Origin of the sequence: Riemerella anatipestifer, from assembly GCF_009932355.1 — a bacterium.
GTDB classification, from domain to species: domain Bacteria; phylum Bacteroidota; class Bacteroidia; order Flavobacteriales; family Weeksellaceae; genus Riemerella; species Riemerella anatipestifer_E.
Map to the genome: position 1 here is coordinate 81,589 of NZ_LEKU01000008.1, position 19,167 is coordinate 100,755.

At 34.7% G+C, this 19,167-nt stretch carries 14 protein-coding genes and 1 pseudogene; 8 read left to right on the forward strand and 7 right to left on the reverse strand.

What is annotated here, in order from left to right:
- Positions 1-24: 24 nt before the first annotated feature.
- The 3 genes from GXW81_RS03525 (at position 25) to GXW81_RS03535 (ending at position 2,816) form a co-directional block, all read left to right on the forward strand.
- Positions 25-591 carry a hypothetical protein gene (locus tag GXW81_RS03525; RefSeq protein WP_161531207.1) on the forward strand — a complete coding sequence of 189 codons (567 nt, stop codon included), beginning with the start codon at positions 25-27 and terminating at the stop codon, positions 589-591.
- Positions 592-795: 204 nt separating this feature from the next.
- Complete coding sequence (locus GXW81_RS03530) at positions 796-2,130, forward strand: trigger factor (protein ID WP_161531208.1); 1,335 nt, start codon at positions 796-798, stop codon at positions 2,128-2,130.
- A 305-nt stretch (positions 2,131-2,435) separates the two neighbouring features.
- On the forward strand, positions 2,436-2,816 hold the full coding sequence (locus tag GXW81_RS03535) for a septal ring lytic transglycosylase RlpA family protein (protein ID WP_154138060.1): 381 nt from the start codon (positions 2,436-2,438) through the stop codon (positions 2,814-2,816).
- Positions 2,817-2,933: 117 nt separating this feature from the next.
- On the opposite strand, the gene GXW81_RS03540 is transcribed toward GXW81_RS03535, so the two are convergent.
- The 6 genes from GXW81_RS03540 to GXW81_RS03565 all read right to left on the reverse strand — a co-directional run bounded on the left by GXW81_RS03540 (position 2,934) and on the right by GXW81_RS03565 (position 10,058).
- Entirely contained in the window at positions 2,934-3,686 is a 753-nt protein-coding gene (locus GXW81_RS03540; RefSeq protein ID WP_161531209.1) for a hypothetical protein, read from the reverse strand.
- Between the two features lie 23 nt (positions 3,687-3,709).
- The gene (locus GXW81_RS03545) at positions 3,710-4,441 is read right to left on the reverse strand and encodes an MIP/aquaporin family protein (RefSeq protein ID WP_161531210.1); all 732 of its coding nucleotides are present in this window, start codon (positions 4,439-4,441) and stop codon (positions 3,710-3,712) included.
- A gap of 19 nt (positions 4,442-4,460) precedes the next feature.
- The gene (glpK, locus tag GXW81_RS03550; RefSeq protein ID WP_154138057.1) at positions 4,461-5,957 is read right to left on the reverse strand and encodes a glycerol kinase GlpK; all 1,497 of its coding nucleotides are present in this window, start codon (positions 5,955-5,957) and stop codon (positions 4,461-4,463) included.
- A gap of 55 nt (positions 5,958-6,012) precedes the next feature.
- On the reverse strand, positions 6,013-7,602 hold the full coding sequence (locus GXW81_RS03555; protein ID WP_161531211.1) for a glycerol-3-phosphate dehydrogenase/oxidase: 1,590 nt from the start codon (positions 7,600-7,602) through the stop codon (positions 6,013-6,015).
- Between the two features lie 260 nt (positions 7,603-7,862).
- A complete protein-coding gene (gene ribB / locus GXW81_RS03560; protein WP_161531212.1) occupies positions 7,863-8,984 on the reverse strand; it encodes a 3,4-dihydroxy-2-butanone-4-phosphate synthase in 1,122 nt (373 codons plus the stop codon).
- 246 nt (positions 8,985-9,230) lie between these two features.
- Complete coding sequence (locus GXW81_RS03565) at positions 9,231-10,058, reverse strand: TerC family protein (protein ID WP_154138054.1); 828 nt, start codon at positions 10,056-10,058, stop codon at positions 9,231-9,233.
- A gap of 236 nt (positions 10,059-10,294) precedes the next feature.
- Here GXW81_RS03565 and GXW81_RS03570 point away from each other — a divergent pair, with 236 nt between their 5' ends.
- The 5 genes from GXW81_RS03570 (at position 10,295) to GXW81_RS03590 (ending at position 18,977) form a co-directional block, all read left to right on the forward strand.
- A complete protein-coding gene (locus GXW81_RS03570) occupies positions 10,295-12,754 on the forward strand; it encodes a DUF748 domain-containing protein (protein WP_161531213.1) in 2,460 nt (819 codons plus the stop codon).
- 54 nt (positions 12,755-12,808) lie between these two features.
- Positions 12,809-15,943 carry an exodeoxyribonuclease V subunit beta gene (locus tag GXW81_RS03575; RefSeq protein ID WP_161531214.1) on the forward strand — a complete coding sequence of 1,045 codons (3,135 nt, stop codon included), beginning with the start codon at positions 12,809-12,811 and terminating at the stop codon, positions 15,941-15,943.
- 108 nt (positions 15,944-16,051) lie between these two features.
- Positions 16,052-17,086, forward strand: coding sequence for a PASTA domain-containing protein (locus GXW81_RS03580; RefSeq protein ID WP_161531215.1), 1,035 nt, complete (start codon positions 16,052-16,054; stop codon positions 17,084-17,086).
- A gap of 61 nt (positions 17,087-17,147) precedes the next feature.
- Positions 17,148-18,206 carry an RluA family pseudouridine synthase gene (locus GXW81_RS03585; RefSeq protein WP_161531219.1) on the forward strand — a complete coding sequence of 353 codons (1,059 nt, stop codon included), beginning with the start codon at positions 17,148-17,150 and terminating at the stop codon, positions 18,204-18,206.
- A 39-nt stretch (positions 18,207-18,245) separates the two neighbouring features.
- Complete coding sequence (locus tag GXW81_RS03590; protein WP_161531216.1) at positions 18,246-18,977, forward strand: energy transducer TonB; 732 nt, start codon at positions 18,246-18,248, stop codon at positions 18,975-18,977.
- Between the two features lie 55 nt (positions 18,978-19,032).
- On the opposite strand, the pseudogene GXW81_RS10475 reads toward GXW81_RS03590, so the two are convergent.
- Positions 19,033-19,167, reverse strand: a pseudogene (locus tag GXW81_RS10475) (IS256 family transposase); the annotation flags it as partial.

A 19,167-nucleotide genomic window follows, 5' to 3' on the forward strand; every position in this document is an offset into this window, starting at 1 on the left:
TAATTAAAACAATTTTAAAACATTATGAAAAATTCATTCTTAAAAACCGTAGTATTATCCATAGTAAGTATTTTAGCACTCAACTCTTGCAGAAGCAATGATGAAATCCCTGCTGATGTGCACAACCACGACGAAGTACAATACCTTACCGTTACACTTACCAATACTGCTGATAACAGCACCCAAACCGCTACATTTAATGCAGAAGGAGCTGATAAAGAGTTAATTTTAAAAGAAAACAACACTTATGATGTTCAGTTATCATTAGTAGCACCTCATGACGACCATACCCACGATGTTACTGATGAAATCATCAAACTAAAAGAGGAACATTTTTTCACTTATAATTTCTCTAATGTAGATGTTAAAGTTACGAGAAAAGATGACGCTGAAAGCACTAGAAAAGATGGCTCTAAAATAGGTCTAAAAACACAATGGCAAGTAACATCTGCTCCAAAAACAGGAGCTAAAGCCAATATTAGACTTTATCACCTCCCTACTTCTGTAAAAATGAGCGGTGCTAACGGAGATGAAGCAGGAACTGTAACAGGTGGTGAAGAGGACATTGATGCTACTTTTAATGTTAAATAAAACCACATAATCGTAAGTGATTATTGATGTTTTTCGACTTTCGTTTACCAAAATTGCACTTTACAATATTATAGAAGGTCGTTATTCATCATCAAACACAAAGAATGAAATCAGCTCTAAAAATTTAGGGCTGATTTTTTCATACTAATATTGCCCAAAAGCCAGTTATTTTTATTATTTTTGCCATCATAAAAATTTCAATTAATGAAGGTTACGAGTAAAAATCACGATGAAGTAAGCGCTTTGCTTACAGTAACTTTGGATAAAAAAGATTACAAAGACAAAGTTGAAAAACAGTTAATTAACTACGCTAAAAACGCTACTATTCCTGGTTTTAGAAAAGGTAAAGCTCCACTAGGAATGATTAAAAGACAGTACGAAGCTGGATTAACTTACGAGGAAATCAACAAGCAAGTTTCAGAAGGTCTTAATAACTATATCAACGAAAATAAACTAAGACTATTAGGACAGCCTGTACCAGTTCCTGTAGAGGAGTTAGACACTAATCAGGAACAATTAGAACTTTCTTTTGAGGTAGGTTTTGAACCAAGTTTCAATATTGATTTAGCAAAATACGAAGCTCCTCACTACAAAATAGAAGCTTCTGACAAAGAAGTAGGGCAAAGCATAGAGAATATGCAAAAGAGATTTGCAGAAAGAGAAGCTCAAGAAAAAATAACTAAAGATTCTTACATCTCTCTAGAAGTTTCTCAAGTGGTAGAAGAAGATGCAGAAGGTGAGCACAACCACGCTCCTAAGCATGTTGTCATCAACGCAGAGAATAAAGCTGCTTTTGAATTAGTTAAAAAACTTAAAAAAGATGAATCTGTAAAAGTTTCTAAAGAAGAGCTTACGAAAGACGAAGATTTAGCTAAGTTTTTAGGATTTGCTAAAGAAGAAGCAGAACATCTACATCACAATGAGGTTGAAGTAACTGTAAAGGATATTTATAAACTTAACTTAGCTGAACTAAACCAAGAATTATTTGACTCTGTTTACGGTAAAGATACTGTAAAATCAGAAGAAGAACTTAAAGCTAAGGTAAAATCTGAATTAGATGAATATTTCCAGCAAAATGCAGATGTACACTTTGTAAATAAGGTATTGGAGCAAATTACAGAGAAAGAAGAAGTAAAACTTCCAGAGGCTTTCTTAGTTAAGTGGTTAATGTTCTCTAATCCAAACATTGCAACAGAAGAGCAAGCTAAGGAGATATTTGAAGCGGAAAAGAACCAAATTAAATATCAAGTTATTGAAGGTAAGCTAATGTCTGACAATGATGTTAAGATAGATTATGCAGATGTTTTAGCTCAAGCTGAACAATTAGTGAGAAATCAGTTAGCTATTTACGGTATCCACCATCTTTCTGATGAGGAAATCCAAAAGTACGCTGTAGAAATGCTTAAAAACCAAGAGCAAGTAAGACAAATATCTTCAGAAGTAGCTATGGCTAAACTAAAAGATGTTATCTTAGAGAAAGCTTCTAAAAAGGAAAGCAAAATCTCTCATGATGATTTCTTAAAAGAAATCCAAGGTTAATATTCCCCTTGAATTTGATATAATTTTCAAAACCTCGCTTTTATTGAAGCGAGGTTTTTTGTACCTTATAATCAAATACTTAAACAAACATATTATAAATTTTATTCAATGCATTATTAAAATAATTAACATTGAATACTCTTTTTTAACATTTTTTAACAATCTTTCAAAATTGCTTTATATAAAGGTTTTCAGAAATAATTTAACATTTTATTAACATATAGTTAACTATTATTAACATATAAATATGGTGAGTAGGGAGACTAAGTATAAATTTGCCCCCGTAAAACAAATAAAAATTCAAAATGATGAAAAGAACAATTCTCGTAATCATAATGATTATTTCTTTTGTGGGAGTTTATTCGTTTAAAAGTAATAATGATGAAACAGGCAGTAGCTACGCTTCTTATTACCACGATAAATTTAATGGAAGAAAAACAGCAAGTGGCGAAATTTTCAACAATAACGAACTCACTGCCGCTCATAAGAGATTACCATTCGGAACATTGGTAGAAATAACTAACCTTAGAACGGGGAAAAGTGTAGTAGTTAGGGTAAATGATAGAGGACCTTATGTTAAAGGACGCTCTTTTGACCTCAGCAAGGCTGCTTATAACGCTATAGGAGACCACAGAAGAGGTACAATGCCTATTACTTATAAAGTTCTAAGTGAAGACGAAATTTAATTAAACTTAAAAGAAAAGAAAAGAAAAAACTCATCTTACTAAACATAAGATGAGTTTTTTTGTTTTAGTAAAATCCTTGACGTTTTTCTATAGAGAAAAGGTAAGGATTGACTAATTTTAGAATACAGTAGCTGCTAACTGTACCCTAGCATGCTTTAATGAAGGATTCCACATACTAGTTACAGATACTGGGATACTGTAGCTTTCTGACAGCTTGAAAGTCTTTTTAGTAGTGAAACCTACATTTACTAAATCAAATTTATTTTTCCCATAAATATGAGTTTCCCCATTAAGAGAGAATCCTACCCCTACAAATGGAGACACCGTAACCTCTCTACCTGCATCTATATCGTAAGCCGCTTGCACATAAGTTGAGTAACGCTGTTTGGTATTATCATTTTCTCTATCTACCATACCAAACAAGAAAACATCTGCTTCTAAGGTTAGAGGTAATTCTTTACCTAAATAGTAGGAAGTCCTCAAATCTAATATATGTCCAGACTGCCTTGCATTATAGTTCCAAATCCCTTTGCCATAACGGTCATTAACATCATTAAATAAATCCCACAAAGCAACCGTTAGCCCATTCTTAGAATACTGTACAAAATAATCTATCTCCTTATACTGGGTCTGTCCGCCTTCTCTATTTGCCATTGCCATTCCGCCCCAAGTACCTACTTTAAACACACCTTCTTTATCCAAATTAATTGCTGTATAAACTGCTGTAATTGGTTTATCAGAAATTACTAATCCTCTCCATAGATGGTTAGTTTGAAGGTTAGCTGTAAAATCAACTCTTGGCTTTTCTTTCTCTTGTGCTGACATACCTAAAGAAAGAAAAGAGGTAAGTATTAATACTATCTTTTTCATCTTAATTTAAAATTTAAGTATTTTTACGATAATGCTGTATAACACAATGCTGCCAATGCACAACCAATAATAGGTCCTAACACTGGTATCCACGCATAGCCCCAATCACTACTTCCCTTAATAGGTAATATTGCGTGCATGATACGAGGTCCTAAATCACGAGCTGGATTTATTGCATATCCTGTAGTTCCTCCTAAAGAAAGACCTATCACCCAAACAATAATAGAAACAGGTAATGCACCTATTGAGCCTAAACCAATAGTAGCACTTCCCATAGTATCAGAATTAAAAGTAGGGTTTGCTAAGTAAAATATTAAAAATATCAATAAGAAAGTTCCTATAATCTCAGATAATAAATTACTTAAAGGCTTTCTAATCGCTGGTCCTGTACTAAAACAAGCCAACTTACCACCCTCATCTTCTGTAATATCAAAATGGTCTTTGTAGAATACCCAAACCAAAAATGCTCCCAACATAGCACCTAACATTTCTCCAGCTATATAAGTAGGCACCTCTTGCCAAGCGAATTTACCCGCAATAGCCAGCCCTAGTGTTACCGCTGGGTTAAGGTGAGCTCCACTTATGGGACCTGCAATAGTTACCCCTGCAAATACAGCAAATGCCCACGCTGTGGTAATAACCATCCAACCTGAGCTATTACCTTTAGTTCCGTTAAGAACTACATTTGCCACTACACCGTTTCCTAATAAAATTAGAACGGCTGTTCCTATAATTTCAGCTATAAATGGTGTCATAATTTTAAAGTTTTAAAGATTAATCTTCTTCCCAATTCTGAACTCTTTTTACTGCTTTATGCCAATAGTGAAGCATTTTATCAGCTTTTTCTCTTTCCATTTTTGGTTCAAATTCTCTATCTACAATCCATTGAGATTTAATATCCTCTATACTATCCCAATAACCTACCGCTAATCCAGCCAAATAAGCCGCTCCCAGAGCCGTAGTTTCTAAAGTTTTAGGACGAATGATTTTAAACCCAAATAGGTCAGCCTGTATTTGCATCAACAAATTACTCGCTGTAGCACCACCATCTACTCTTAATTCTTTTGATTTTTCACCTGCATCTGCCTCCATTGCTTTCACAATATCATATACTTGGTAAGCAATACCTTCAAGTGTTGCTCTAGCAATATGCCCATCAGTAGTACCTCTAGTAATTCCTAAGATACCTCCTCTAGCATACTGATCCCAGTACGGTGCACCTAAACCTGTAAGTGCTGGTACAAAGTAAACACCACCATTATCCTCTACTGTTTCTGCTAAACTATTGATAGCAGGAGCTGTACGCACTAGCATCAATCCATCACGAATCCATTGTATTGCAGCACCACCTACAAACACACTACCCTCTAAAGCATAAGTTGTTTGCCCGTTAATCTTCCAAGCAACTGTAGTAAGTAGATTATTTTTAGACATTACGGCTTTATCTCCTGTATTCATTAACAAGAAACACCCTGTACCATAAGTATTTTTTACCATACCAGGTTCTGTACACATCTGCCCAAATAGAGCCGCCTGTTGGTCTCCCGCAATACCTGCAATAGGTATTTTAGTAGAGAATAGCGTAGTAGATGTTTCGCCATATACCTCACTACTTTGTTTTACTTCTGGAAGGATTTCTTTAGGAATATCAAATAATGCCAATAATTCATCATCCCATTTCATATCTCGGATATTGAACAGAAGCGTTCTACTAGCATTAGATACATCGGTAATGAACATTTTACCTCTAGTCAGTTTAAACACCAACCAAGTATCTACCGTACCAAAACAAAGTTTACCCTGCTTTGCTTTTTCTCTTGCACCTTCTACATTATCTAATATCCATTTCAGTTTTGTTCCAGAGAAATAAGCATCTAGCACCAACCCTGTTTTTTCTTTTATCATTTCTGCATGACCTTGCTCTTTAAGTTGGTCGCAGTATTTAGAAGTTCTCCTATCTTGCCAAACAATAGCATTGTAGATAGGCTCTCCTGTTTCTCTATCCCAAACGATGGTAGTTTCTCTTTGGTTTGTAATTCCTATAGCTGCTACTTCTCGCCCAGTAATACCTGCTTGAGCAATAACTTCTGCTGCTACAGAAATCTGCGAAGACCATATCTCGTTAGCGTTGTGCTCTACCCAACCTGGTTTTGGGAAAATCTGTTCAAATGGTTTCTGAGAAATCTTTACAATTTCTCCATTGTGATTGAATAAAATCGCTCTCGAAGAGGTGGTCCCTTGGTCAAGAGCTAAAATTAACTTGTCTTTCATAATTCACTTAATATTTGGATTACACTTTTATTAAATTCTTTATTAAGAAGGTATTTTATTTTTGAGCCGTATACGGAACTAATAGATATCCCTCCGCTAAAGTTACAAAATTTTTCACTTGGTCATCTATCCATTGTTGATTTTTTCCTAACTCTTGTGCCATAAACTGTGCTACTTTCTCAGCTACATCTATCGCTGCACGAGCGTCTAAAAATAGTAATCTTACTCTTCTTGCAAGTACATCTTCTACCGTTTGTGCCATTTCTTGGTGCACAGCCCAATAGACCTCAGCTAAAGTATAAGGATAGTCTTTGTGTAATTTTTCAGAAAGTCTTCCATCTTCATTCATTAGCTTTTGAATATAAGGAATATCCGAACCATAAACATAAAGGTGATTAGACATATCCACCTTTTCTGCAGGAATGTTACCATGTATAGAAAGATGTTCTGTATTACAAGGTTTCTTTTCTATACCACTATGTACCTTAAGAGCTTCGTCTATGGTATCTTCTGCCATTTTTCTATAAGTAGTCCATTTACCTCCTGTAATAGTGACTAGTCCTGTTTCTGATACTATTACTTTATGGCTTCTAGAGACTTCTTTTGTACTTCCACCTTCTTTGTCTGGAGCAGCAAGAGGACGAAGTCCTGCAAATACAGATTTCACATCTTCACGAGCAGGTTTTTTCACTAAGAATCTTCTAGCTGTTTCTAGCACAAATTCTATTTCTTTCTCCAAAGCCTTTGGTTCAAAACTAGGTTCTTCTATAAGTGTATCTGTAGTACCTACCACTACCTTATCATGCCAAGGTACGGCAAATAACACTCTACCATCTGAAGTTTTAGGTATCATTAACGCATCATTTGAAGGTAAGAAAGATTTATCTAAAACCAAATGAATACCCTGACTAGGCACTACAAATTTTTTGTGTTTAGGGTTATTCATATTAAGAATATCATTGGTAAATACTCCCGTTGCGTTTACTACAACTTTAGCCGAAAGTTCATACTCTTCCCCTGAGAGTTCATCTCGCATTTTTACACCAGAGATTTTACCTTTCTCATCTTTAAGCAAACCTATCACTCTAGCATAGTTTAACACAGTCCCTCCTTTTTCAACGATTGTCTGTGCTATATTAAGGGCTAACCTCGCATCATCAAACTGTCCATCTTGATAAACTACCCCACTAGACAAACTTTTAGGCTCTACCGTTGGCAGTTTTTTAATAGTTTCGTTTTTATTGATATACTTTGTTTTACCTAAACTTAAACTTCCTGCTAGAAAATCATAGATAGAAAGTCCTATCTTGTAGTAAGGTCCTCCCCACCAAGTATAATTAGGAATAACAAAAGACTGATTTTTAAACAAATGAGCCGCATTTTTCGCTAAAAGCCCTCTTTCTCTAAGAGCCTCCTTTACTAGACCTACATCTCCCTGTGCTAAATATCTAACACCGCCATGCACTAGCTTTGTACTCCTACTAGAAGTCCCCTTAGAAAAATCATGAGATTCTAGCAATAGCGTTTTATACCCTCTACTAGTGGCATCAAGTGCTGCTCCTAGACCACTTGCTCCTCCACCAATCACAATAAAGTCCCACTGAGAAACTTTGTTTAACTCTGAGATAAAACTATTTCGATTCATTTTGAAAGTATTTTTGTTTAACTTCATTTTAATTCACTAACAAATATAAAAGAAAAAAATCGAAACTAAAAGAAATAAATTTTAAAAACTGTTAAATATCATCATCTTAAAAAAAGAAATACATACTTACACAAAGTAAACAAACTATACTTTTAAAAACTCAATAAAACATTCAAACCACAAAAAAGCCGAAAGGCAAATGCACTTTCGGCTTTCAATTAACCATTAAAATCTTATTATGAAAACTTTGTTACAATAATCTAAAGCTGTACCATTTCGGTAACTTCTACATCATAACCTGAAATCACAGGTTTCTGATCTGGATTTTGAGTGATTACTCTAAATTTAGTTATCCCCAAGTGTTTTAAAATTTGTGTACCTACGCCGTACTCCATATAGTTAGCAGAGAGTGTAGGACGCTGTACTTGCCCATCTTGATAATCTAAAAACTGCTGGAGTTTTCTCATTGTATTTTCTGCATTAGAAACATTATTGATGAATATAATTGCTCCTTTACCTTCCTCATGTATCATTTTGGTAACTTTTTCCAAAAGATTTTGCTCTCCAGAAATAAACCTGCTTAACACATCAAAATATGAGCTAGAACTCTGTACTCTTACTAAAATTGGTTCATCTTCCGTCCACTCTCCTTTTGTGAATGCAAAATGGATTTGCTCAGTATGTTTTTCTTGAAACGCATGGAATTTAAACTCTCCGTAAAGCGTCTTTACCGTTCTTTCTTCTATTTTATTTACTAAATCTCCTTTTCTAAGACGGTATTCTATCAAATCTTCTATAGAAACTATTTTAAGGTCGTGTTTTTTTGCCAACTCTACCAATTGTGGCAATCTTGCCATCGTCCCATCATCATTCATAATTTCGCAGATAACGCCACCTTCTTTCAGTCCTGCTAGTTTGGTAAGGTCTATTGCAGCTTCGGTGTGTCCTGCTCTTTTTAGAACTCCTCCTTTTTTAGCTCTAAGCGGAAATATATGTCCTGGACGCATAAAGTCGGTTGGTTTAGTAGAGCTATCCATAAGTGCTTGAATAGTTTTGGCTCTATCACTCGCAGAAATACCTGTAGAAACTCCCTCTCCCAACAAGTCTATGGATACTGTAAAAGCAGTTTCTTTAGGGTCGCTGGTGCGGGATACCATAATATCTAGTCCTAGCTCATCACACCTTTCCTCTGGCAGAGGTGTACATATAAGCCCACGACCATAGATAGTCATAAAATTGATGATTTCTGGTGTTGTAAGTTCCGCCGCAGAAAGAAAATCACCCTCGTTTTCTCTGTTTTCGTCATCTACAACAATGATGATTTTTCCATTTCTAAGATCCTCCAATGCTTCTGGAATGGTATTGAGTTTTATATCTGACATCTCTTATTTTTAATCGGAAACAAAGATAATAGGATTAAAGGGTTCTAGCAAATTTTTGGAACAGATACTGAATATATACAACACCTACGGTATATCCAACGCATTGCGTGAGGACGAAGGGCATTGTTGGAGCTCATAATAAAACCCCAAGAGAAATACTTCTTGGGGTTTTATTATAGCGACTGCCCGAAGACCGACCCTAGCGGAGGGACTAAGCCTAGGCAAGGGGCACGCCCACATAAAAAATTACAATTGGTCTATTTTTTCGGAGTTGTGCAGTTCTACTGGTTTACCTTTTTTACGGAGCTTCATATTGATGAATTCTACCGCTAATGAGAAGAAAATAGCAAAGTATAAATACCCTTTAGGAATTACACCCACCTCTTGGTCAAACAAGGAGAAATGCCCTAAATGAGAAGCTTCGGCAAGTAACATTACCCCTATCAAAATAAGGAACGAAAGCCCCAAAATCTGAATAGTAGGATGCTGATTAACAAAATTACTTACAGGGCCTGCAAATGCCATCATAATCACTACTGAAATCACTACTGCCAAAATCATTATCGTTAACGCTCCAGCCTCCCCATACTGATTAAAACTTACCAAACCTACCGCTGTAAGGATACTATCAAAAGAAAACACCAAGTTAAGTGCAGCTATCTGTGCGATAGCAGAGCCTAAAGAGGTTTTACCTGTGCCTGAAACTTTAAGTTCTTCCTCCCCTTCTAGTTTATGGTGAATTTCTGATACGGATTTGTAAAGCAAAAACAATCCTCCTATAAATATAATTAAACTTTGCCCCGTAACACTACCATGGAACCAAGACAAATGAACCCCAAACAGCTCACTATTAAGGCTAACCACCCACTTGATACCAAACAAAAGAGCAATTCTAAAAACCATTGCCAATACAAGTCCTATATTTCTTGCTTTTCTTTGATCTTTCGGTTCTATTTTATTAGATACTATAGAGATGAAAACAATGTTATCTATCCCCAATACTATTTCTAAAAAGGTCAGCGTTAAGAGTGCTATCCAAGCATCGGCTGATGAAAATACTTCTAAAAATTCCATTATTTATTTCATTTGAATTAAGGGCGTAAAATTAGAAAAGTTTTTGAGACTTACACAAAAAATAATACTTAGATATTTTGCCGTAAGGTAAAAGCTTGATATTAAATATCGAAATATAGCTATTCAAGCACTAAAATGATTTAGTTAGATTCTCTAACATTGATTTTCAAAGTGAAAAATATAAAAATTTATTCTATTATTTTATTTTTACATTAAATTTGCTTCTTTTTGCCATCATGAATAAAATTCTCAAAAAAACATTGATAGGGTTAGGCATTTTTATTGCCATTATTTTATTAGCTAATTTAGTCTTAAACTTAGCCTTAAACTACTACCTTCCAAAATATATCAAAGATAACACTGATTACAAGGTCAGTTATAAATCTATAGATGTAGACATCAGTACCGGAAATATACGCTCCACAGGCATTAAAATATCTAACCTAAACCCTAAAAATCAAGACATTATAGGACTATCTGGTGACATAGGCACTTTACAGATTAGTAGACTGGGAATGTACGATGCCTTGTTTAATAAAAAAATAAGTTCAGATGAACTCTTACTAGAACACCCCAACCTTAAAATAACCCTTGCTAAACCTGTAGATAAAAAATCTAATAAAGAGAAAAAGCCTATTTTACTAAAAAACATAACTATTAAAAATGGAAATATATCCATAGTAAAACATACACAAAAACCTTTCCTATCTGTAAATGAGTTAAATCTTACAGTATCTAACCTTAGAATGACCAAAGAAAGCATTGAGAAAAAATTACCCGTGGTTTTTGACCAATATTCTATCAGCGGAAAAAACTTCTTTATAAGACCCGATGAAATTTATGATCTGAAAGCCAAACAGATAAAAACAGAAAACGGAGAAATAAACATTCTTGATTTTCAGCTGAAGCCATTACTTACTTACGCTCAGTTTATCAAAAAATTCCCTAAAAAAAGAAACCTTTTCGATTTTGAAACTAGGGAAATGAGCTTCAAAGACATTAAGATAAACGACGAAAAAATAAGCTTATCAGAAGTACGATTTGAACAACCTTTCTTAAAAATGTACACCACATCTGCTCAACCAGAGAAAAAAGAAAAATCTTTCACTTATGAAGTAATGCTGCAGAATGTGCTCATGAATCAATCAAAAATATTGATAATAAAACCCAATGGAAGAAAACTTTTTTCAGGAGAACAACTTGACATGAACCTTAGCAAGCTCGCAATGAACGAAGAAACAGCGAAAGGTAACATTCCTTTTAAGTATGAAAAATTTTATATAAAAGGGTCTAAACTCAATTATATTTCGGAAACACAGGAAGTGAAAGTAGAACACATAACTCTAGATACCAAATCTGCTCAACTTGAAAATGTGTTATTAAAACCAACAGTTACCAATTCTTATAAGACTTTAATAAATGCTAATGCTAAATTAATATCACTAAAACTAAATGACTGGAGTCTTGAAAAAAATAAATTGAAACTAGATGCACAGAGCCTACACATCCTAGGTTTCAATGGTACAATTGACCTTCCAAAACAAAAATATAAATCAAAGCCTTTAGGATTTGGTGGTATACAATTTCCCATAAAACTTAACAATTTTATACTAGAAAAAGCCAATATTAACTTCAATAAAGGAGAACAAAATCAAGCACTTAATACACTTAATATAAAAGCTCAAAATATAGAGTTAAATGAACAGACTATAAAAAATAGAATCCCCTGCAAAATAGGTAATTATAGCATTACTGCAAAAAGTTTTAGTTCTAAAATCAACCAATATTATGAACTAAATACAGGTCTTATAAAAGCAAATAATCAGAGCCTACAAGTCAATCAATTTGCTCTAAAGCCAAGAGTATCTCGTTCACAATTCATTCGAATGATACCTGTAGAAAGAGACATGTACACTATTAGTGTAAACCAAATAGCTGCACAAGGAAACCTAAACCCTGAAACATTCGGTAAATCTTTGGATATTGACCAACTTAATATTTCTAACATTGACGCTAACATTTTTCGTAGTACGATACCTAAAGATGATAACTCTGAAAAACCGTTATATTCTACGTTATTAAGATCCATTAAAATTCCTTTAGTAGTAAGAAACACAAATATTAAAAATTCTGTGCTAGTATACGAGGAAGATACAGAAAAAAGCAAAGGACCAGGAAAATTAACTTTCACTAATTTTAATCTAAATATTAAAAACATTAACTCTGGTAAAACCAAAAATACCAAAATACCCGTTCAAGCAAATGCTCTTTTTATGGGAGTCTCACCTCTACAAGCTCATTGGACTTTAGATACTGCAAGTCTCCAAGATGCATTTACCATAAAGGGAAGTCTAAGCAACTTACCTGCCCCAGAAATCAATCCTTTCTTAGAACCTTATCTAAAAATAAAAACAGAAGGAAAAATAGAGCATCTTATGTTCGATTTTCGAGGTAACAAGAATGGTATTAATGGTAATTTTAAGATTGCTCACAAAGATTTAAAAGTAAATATATTAAATGATGATGGAGAAAAAAGAAAATTATTAACAGCCATAGCCAATATCATTATAAAAAAAGACTCAAAGCCTAGACCCTCTGATGTAGAAATAGGAGAGGTAAAACATGCAAAACATAGCTCATTCTTTAATTTATTTTGGAAAGGAATTTTAGAAGGCTTAAAAAAAACATTGATATAGAGATAAATTTACCCACATCAAATTATAATATTAATCTAAGATAAAGCATCACATATGCATCCATACAACGCTATAAGTGCTTCGGCAGGTTCGGGAAAAACCTATACCCTCGTTATCAGAATACTCTCTCTGTGCCTTAGAACACCAGACGAAAAAGCCATACGCTACATTCTTGCTCTTACCTTTACCAACAAAGCCGCCAACGAAATGAAAGAGCGTATCTTGCAATGGCTAGAAGCATTTACCAAAGAGGACTATCTACAGAACAACGAGCTAAAAGCTATACAATCTTACTTGGAGACACAAGGGATAAAGCTCACCATTGAAGACCTTCACTACCGTTCCAAAAAAGTTTTAGACTACATCCTGCATCACTATTCTATTTTAAACATTGGGACAATAGATAAATTTAATGCAAAACTGGTAAGGAGTTTTTCCTACGAATTGGGATTGGCACAGAATTTCAACCTAGAAATCAATAACGAGCCCTACCTCATAGAAGCAGTTGACCAACTATTAGATAAAATAGGAGAAGACCCAAAAGTTTCGGAAGCGTTTATGGATTTCGTTAATTACAACCTAGAAAATGAGGAACGAATCAATGTAAATAAAACACTGTACGACCGAGCCAAAACCTTCGTAAACGATGTACACTACGAAGAATTGCAAAAAAATAAAGCCTTTGATTGGGAGGCTTATGATAACCTTAAACTAAAACTTAGAACGCAGCTTACACAACACCACAACGAGGCCTTGCAATATGCCAAAAAGGCTTTAGCTCTCATTAGCGAAAATAATTTAGAAATTAAAGATTTCCAAGGCGGAGCGAGTTCTGGGCTAGGAAAGTTTTTTGAAGAAGCTCTAAAGTTTTATACTGGGCAGAGAGATAAATTCCCCTTTCCGTCCGATGAAGAAAAAGCTTTAGAACGCTTCCGAAAAGGCACGGCGTCTAAAGACAATACCATTATAAGTGCTGTATTTTCCATTTTGGATACCCTTATAGAATGGAGAACACTCATCATCACAAACTATGTAACTTCGGAAAAGAAAGCCAAAATTCTTAAAGAATTGCTACCACTCAAAATCAATAAAGAAATCCGTGAGCAGCTAGAAATCATAGAAGATGAAGACGATTTGGTACTTCTTTCCAAGTTCAATATTCTAATCAAAGAAAATTTACGAGAGGAGCCATCGGCTTTTATTTATGAGAAAATAGGCACGAGATATCAGCATTATTTTTTTGATGAATTCCAAGACACTTCCAAACTACAGTGGGAAAATATTATTCCACTTAGAGACCACACCATCAGCTCCGAAGACCACAGCTTTACCCTCGTAGGCGACCCTAAACAAAGTATCTACAGATTTAGAGGTGGTGATGCAGAGCAGATGCTAGACATCATCAATGGTAAAGAAGCAACAGGCGTGGACATCAACCTTGAAAATCTTGAAAATAACTGGAGAAGTGCCCAAAATATTGTTCGTTTTAATAATGAACTTTATGCCTTTATGGCAAAAGATTTGGAACAGGAAGAACACAGACACCTTTTTGCAGAACAAGGGCAACAAATAGCTAAAAGAGAAGGTCTACTAGGGCGAGTAAGAGTAAATCTAGTAGAATACGACCGAAAAGATGAAGTTTTCTTTGACGAGGTAGCCAACCAAATGTTTGAAGATATTAAAACTTGCCTAAACAACGGCTTCCAATTTTCGGACATCTGCATTATGTGCCGAACAAAAGGAGAAATAAAACAGTTATCTCAAAGACTAGGACTACTAAAAGTCAATTATAAAAATACCGAAACCTACATTAAAACCATTTCTGAAAAAGGCTTAAGTTTAGATTTATCCAAAACCCTTTTGGCAACCATAGAATACCTTAAATGGGAAAACGACACTTCTAACTACGACAGCCTTATGAGAGCTTTGTATCACCTCAATAGTTTAGGAAGAATTAACATAAATTTGTTCTCCGAAGAAATCACAAGCCTTCTGGAACTTAAAACTTCCGATGCGATTTTGGAAGAATTGAATAAACAATATGGCATTGAACTTAATCATCAGCACTACCTACATCTCAATCTTTATAATAGGATAGAGTATTTGGTAAAACAATTTGCCGTACCTCAACAAGAGACCGATTTTATACTAAATTTCTTAGAGGAAGTCTATGCCTTTAACCAAAATCCAGGAAAAACTTTAAAAGATTTTATTAAATACTGGGACGAAGAAGCCTCGGAAAAATCCATACAATCCTCCGAAAATATAGACGCCATCAAAATGATGACCATACACGCTACCAAAGGTTTAGAGTATCCTGTGGTATTTCTCCCAATGAAAAACAGCCACAAAGATAGCTCTTTTAATGATTGGCTATCGGTAGATTTAGAAAATTTAAAATCGGTTAATCTTAGTCAGTTCAAAAAAGAACTTTTGGTGTATGATGACACTTTGAAATCATTTTCAGAAGAAAACACCTATAAAAATAAAATCGACCGCTATTGTGTGCAATATGTTGCCACGACCAGACCTGTGGAGCAACTTTTCCTATATCTCCAAAAGCCTAGTCAGTCAGGAGAAAACAAACTAGAAATATTGGACTTTGTACAGCAGTTTAACGCTTCCGAACAGCAATTTGACCTTTATCCAGAAGAAAATAATTCTTATCAAAAACAAAATCGTAAGAAAAAACCAACCGAAATCAACAAACAAAACGTAGAAATCACACCTAACACTTGTATTTCTAACAATATCCAAATCGCAACACCTTCTAAAAACTATCAAGAGCGAAACGAAAAAGTGCGTACAGGGATTTTCACTCACGAAATTCTATCCAAAATCAAGACTAAAAACGACATTACACCTGTCCTATCCAGCTATCTGATAGACGGCATTATAACCGAACAAGAAAAAACGGAGATAGAAAAAACCATTCTTTCGGTAGTGGAGCATCACTCCTATTCCTTTTATTTTGAAGAGATTGAAGAAGTTTACAACGAAAGAGATTTTATGCTAAATGGAGAGATTTTTCGCCCAGATAGAGTGGTAAAGAAAAACGGTGGCTATTACATTTTAGATTTTAAAACAGGAGCTCCTAACGATAAACATCAAAACCAAATATTAGCATATAAAACAGCTTTGGAACAATTAGACTTTAATGTACTAGGGACAGAGATTGTTTACATCTAACCTCTAAACCTAAATATAAGCATAATTCAACCACGAAAATAACCTTGTTTTTTAGCCGTTGTTGATGAGAAAATATTATCTTTGCTCAAAAGTTTTAATTATAGAATTATGTTTAAATCACTTTTCCATTGGAAAGTAGGTCTTAATGCTGTTGCAGCAATAGGCGTGTTGGTAGGGTTAGTATGGCTTACCTTCCGTTGGCTAGAACTACACACCAATCACGGTAAAGAAATCCCTGTACCCAATGTCGTAAATATGAGTATGCACGAAGCCATAAAAGCACTAGATGATGCAGGACTTGAATACGAAATAGACAGCGGAAAATACGACCCAAAATACAAATCTTTTCAGGTATTACAAATCTACCCTTCCCCAGGTTCTAGAGTGAAGGAAAGTAGAGCTATTCGGCTAAGAGTAAACCCTAGAACTTGGGCTAAAGTAACTGTACCTGATGTTCTTAACCGATACAAAAACACGGTGTTTACCCAACTAGAAAGAATCGGACTAAAAGTGGGAGATACCATCTACGAACCTAGCATTCAGCCAGATGCTGTTATAGGAATGAGATATAATGGTACGACTCTAGCTCCAGGTACTTTATTACCTAGATTTTCTACGATTGATTTAATCATTGGTAGTGGACCTAGAAGAAACATTGCCGTACCTAATGTAGTGGGAATGACGGTAAAACAAGCTAAAATGATTATAGAGCAAAATTATTTTACTCTAGGATTAGCAGAATATGAAGACGGAAGAAGCGACGACAGCGATATTGTTTATTACCAAGACCCTGCACCAGGAAGCCTTAGAGATCAAGGTATGCAAATAGATATTTGGGCAAGTAAGAAAACTTTAGCGGAGATGCAAGGTAAAATCAATGCTTTAGACCAAGTTTATAGAGTAAGGATAGACCCTGTAACTACACCTGATTTTGGGGAAGACATAACCTACGAACCTGAGCCTGTAAGACCAGAGCCCACTCCTCAGCCCAAACCAAAACCCGAGGTAAAAACAGAAGTAAAACCTACTCCTAAACCTGAGGCGGCTAAACCAAAACCAACAGAACAAAAAAAGCCGGAGCCTAAACCTACTCCAAAACCAGTAGAGGAAAAACCAAAGGTTAAAAAAGTAGTAATAGAATAACTTATAATAAAAATACAAAAGGCTTTGGCGATATGCTAAAGCCTTTGTTTATAATATGATAATGGAAGATTATACAGATTTTGAAGAAGAATACCTAGAAAAATCTCAACAAGATATAGATGAGACCGAAGAACTCTACGAGCATCTCAACTTAGTAGTAGATAAAAATCAAGAGCCTTTAAGGATTGATAAATATTTACTCATATTTAGACAAAACTCATCAAGAAATAAGATTTCTCAAACTTGTAGAGCAGGGAATGTAGTTGTAAACGGCACTCCTGTAAAACAAAATTATAGAGTAAAACCTGGAGATAAAGTTTCGGTACTCCTTACCCACCCTCCTAGAGAGAATGTAATTGTACCTCAAGACATTCCTATCAACATTGTTTATGAAGATGATGATTTATTAGTGGTAGATAAAGAAGCAGGAATGGTAGTCCACCCTGGTTTCGGAAACTGGGACGGCACATTGGTAAATGCCTTAGCCTATCACTTTGAGAAAAACGGACTCAAAACCGATTTAGACCGTGTGGGTTTAGTTCATCGTATTGATAAAGATACTTCTGGTCTTTTAGTGATCGCCAAAAATGAATATGCAATGAGTTTTCTCGCTAAACAATTTTTTGAGAGGACTACCAAAAGGCTTTACTGGGCATTTGTGTGGGGCAATTTAGCGGAAGACACTGGCACTATTAAGGGACACATCGGTCGTGATTTAAAAAACAGAATGCAAATGGCAGTTTATGAAGACGGCAGTATAGGAAAACACGCCGTTACCCACTACAAAGTTTTAGAACGCTTTAAATATATGACTTGGGTAGAGTGCAAGCTAGAAACAGGAAGAACCCACCAAATAAGGGCTCATTTCAGACATATTGGGCATACTTTGTTTAATGATGAACGCTACGAGGGACATCAAATTTTGAGAGGGATTAACCTACCAAAATACAAACAGTTTGTAAAAAATGTGTTTGAAGTTTTGCCTAGACACGCCTTACACGCTCATACCTTAGGTTTTACCCACCCTACCACAAAAAAAGAAATGTATTTTGAAAGCCCAATGCCACAAGATATGCAACAGGCGGTAGAAAAATGGAGAAATTATTTGAGTGTTAATTAAATTACTAAAAATAAAATCATTATCTAATTTAAAAGTACTATGAAAACAAAAAACTTACTTACCATTACTGCCCTGTTAAGTTGTCTCTTCGTACAAAGTCAAACAATATACACAGAATATCCTAAGGGGCAATATCCATACATAGGAGGACAAAAAGAGTTTTATAAAGACTTCCATGATATTCTAATGGAGCAAAAATTGTTACCATGTGAAAATAAAAAAGAATTTTATACCATAAATCTTGTAGTCTATCCTGACAAAAGTATAAATTATATAAAACCAGAAGATATAGATATTGTAAAAGCAAATAAGTGCACCTTTGAACTTACAAAAGAGGTTTTAAAATATATGGATAAATGGAAACCTGCTATTATAGATAGTAAAGAGGTTGCTGCCATAACTAGTATAACCGTTATTCCAAATGATTTATTTGATAGATATACCTATGGATATACAATAGACTCTGCCATAAAAGAAGCTGAATATGAAGGAGGTATTCAAGCATTTAGAAATAAAATGGTTGAAAACATTGATATATTTGACTTTAAATCTAATGGCAAAACCCCTATAGAATTACTCATAAAGTTTACAATAGAAAAAGACGGAAAATTATCCAATGTTAGAATAGAAAATAGCTCTGGCTCTAAAGAATTTGATAAAAGAATTCTAGATGGAATTAAGGGAATAAAAAAGAAATGGAGCCCTAAAACTTTACACGGAGAACCTATAGAATCAGAATTTAATCTACCTATAAAAATAGAAATTGATTGATAATGACACTATCCCGTAAAGTGTGTAAGTTAAAATTACCGAGGGTTTAACTTTTTTAAAGTTGAACCCTTTGTTCAAAAATAGTTAAAAATTGATTTAAAATCAAGCCCCAATTATGAATAGGTTTCGACCATTTCTTAGTAGCTTCTCTTAAAGCCAAGAAAGTTGATTTCATAACCGCCTCATCTGT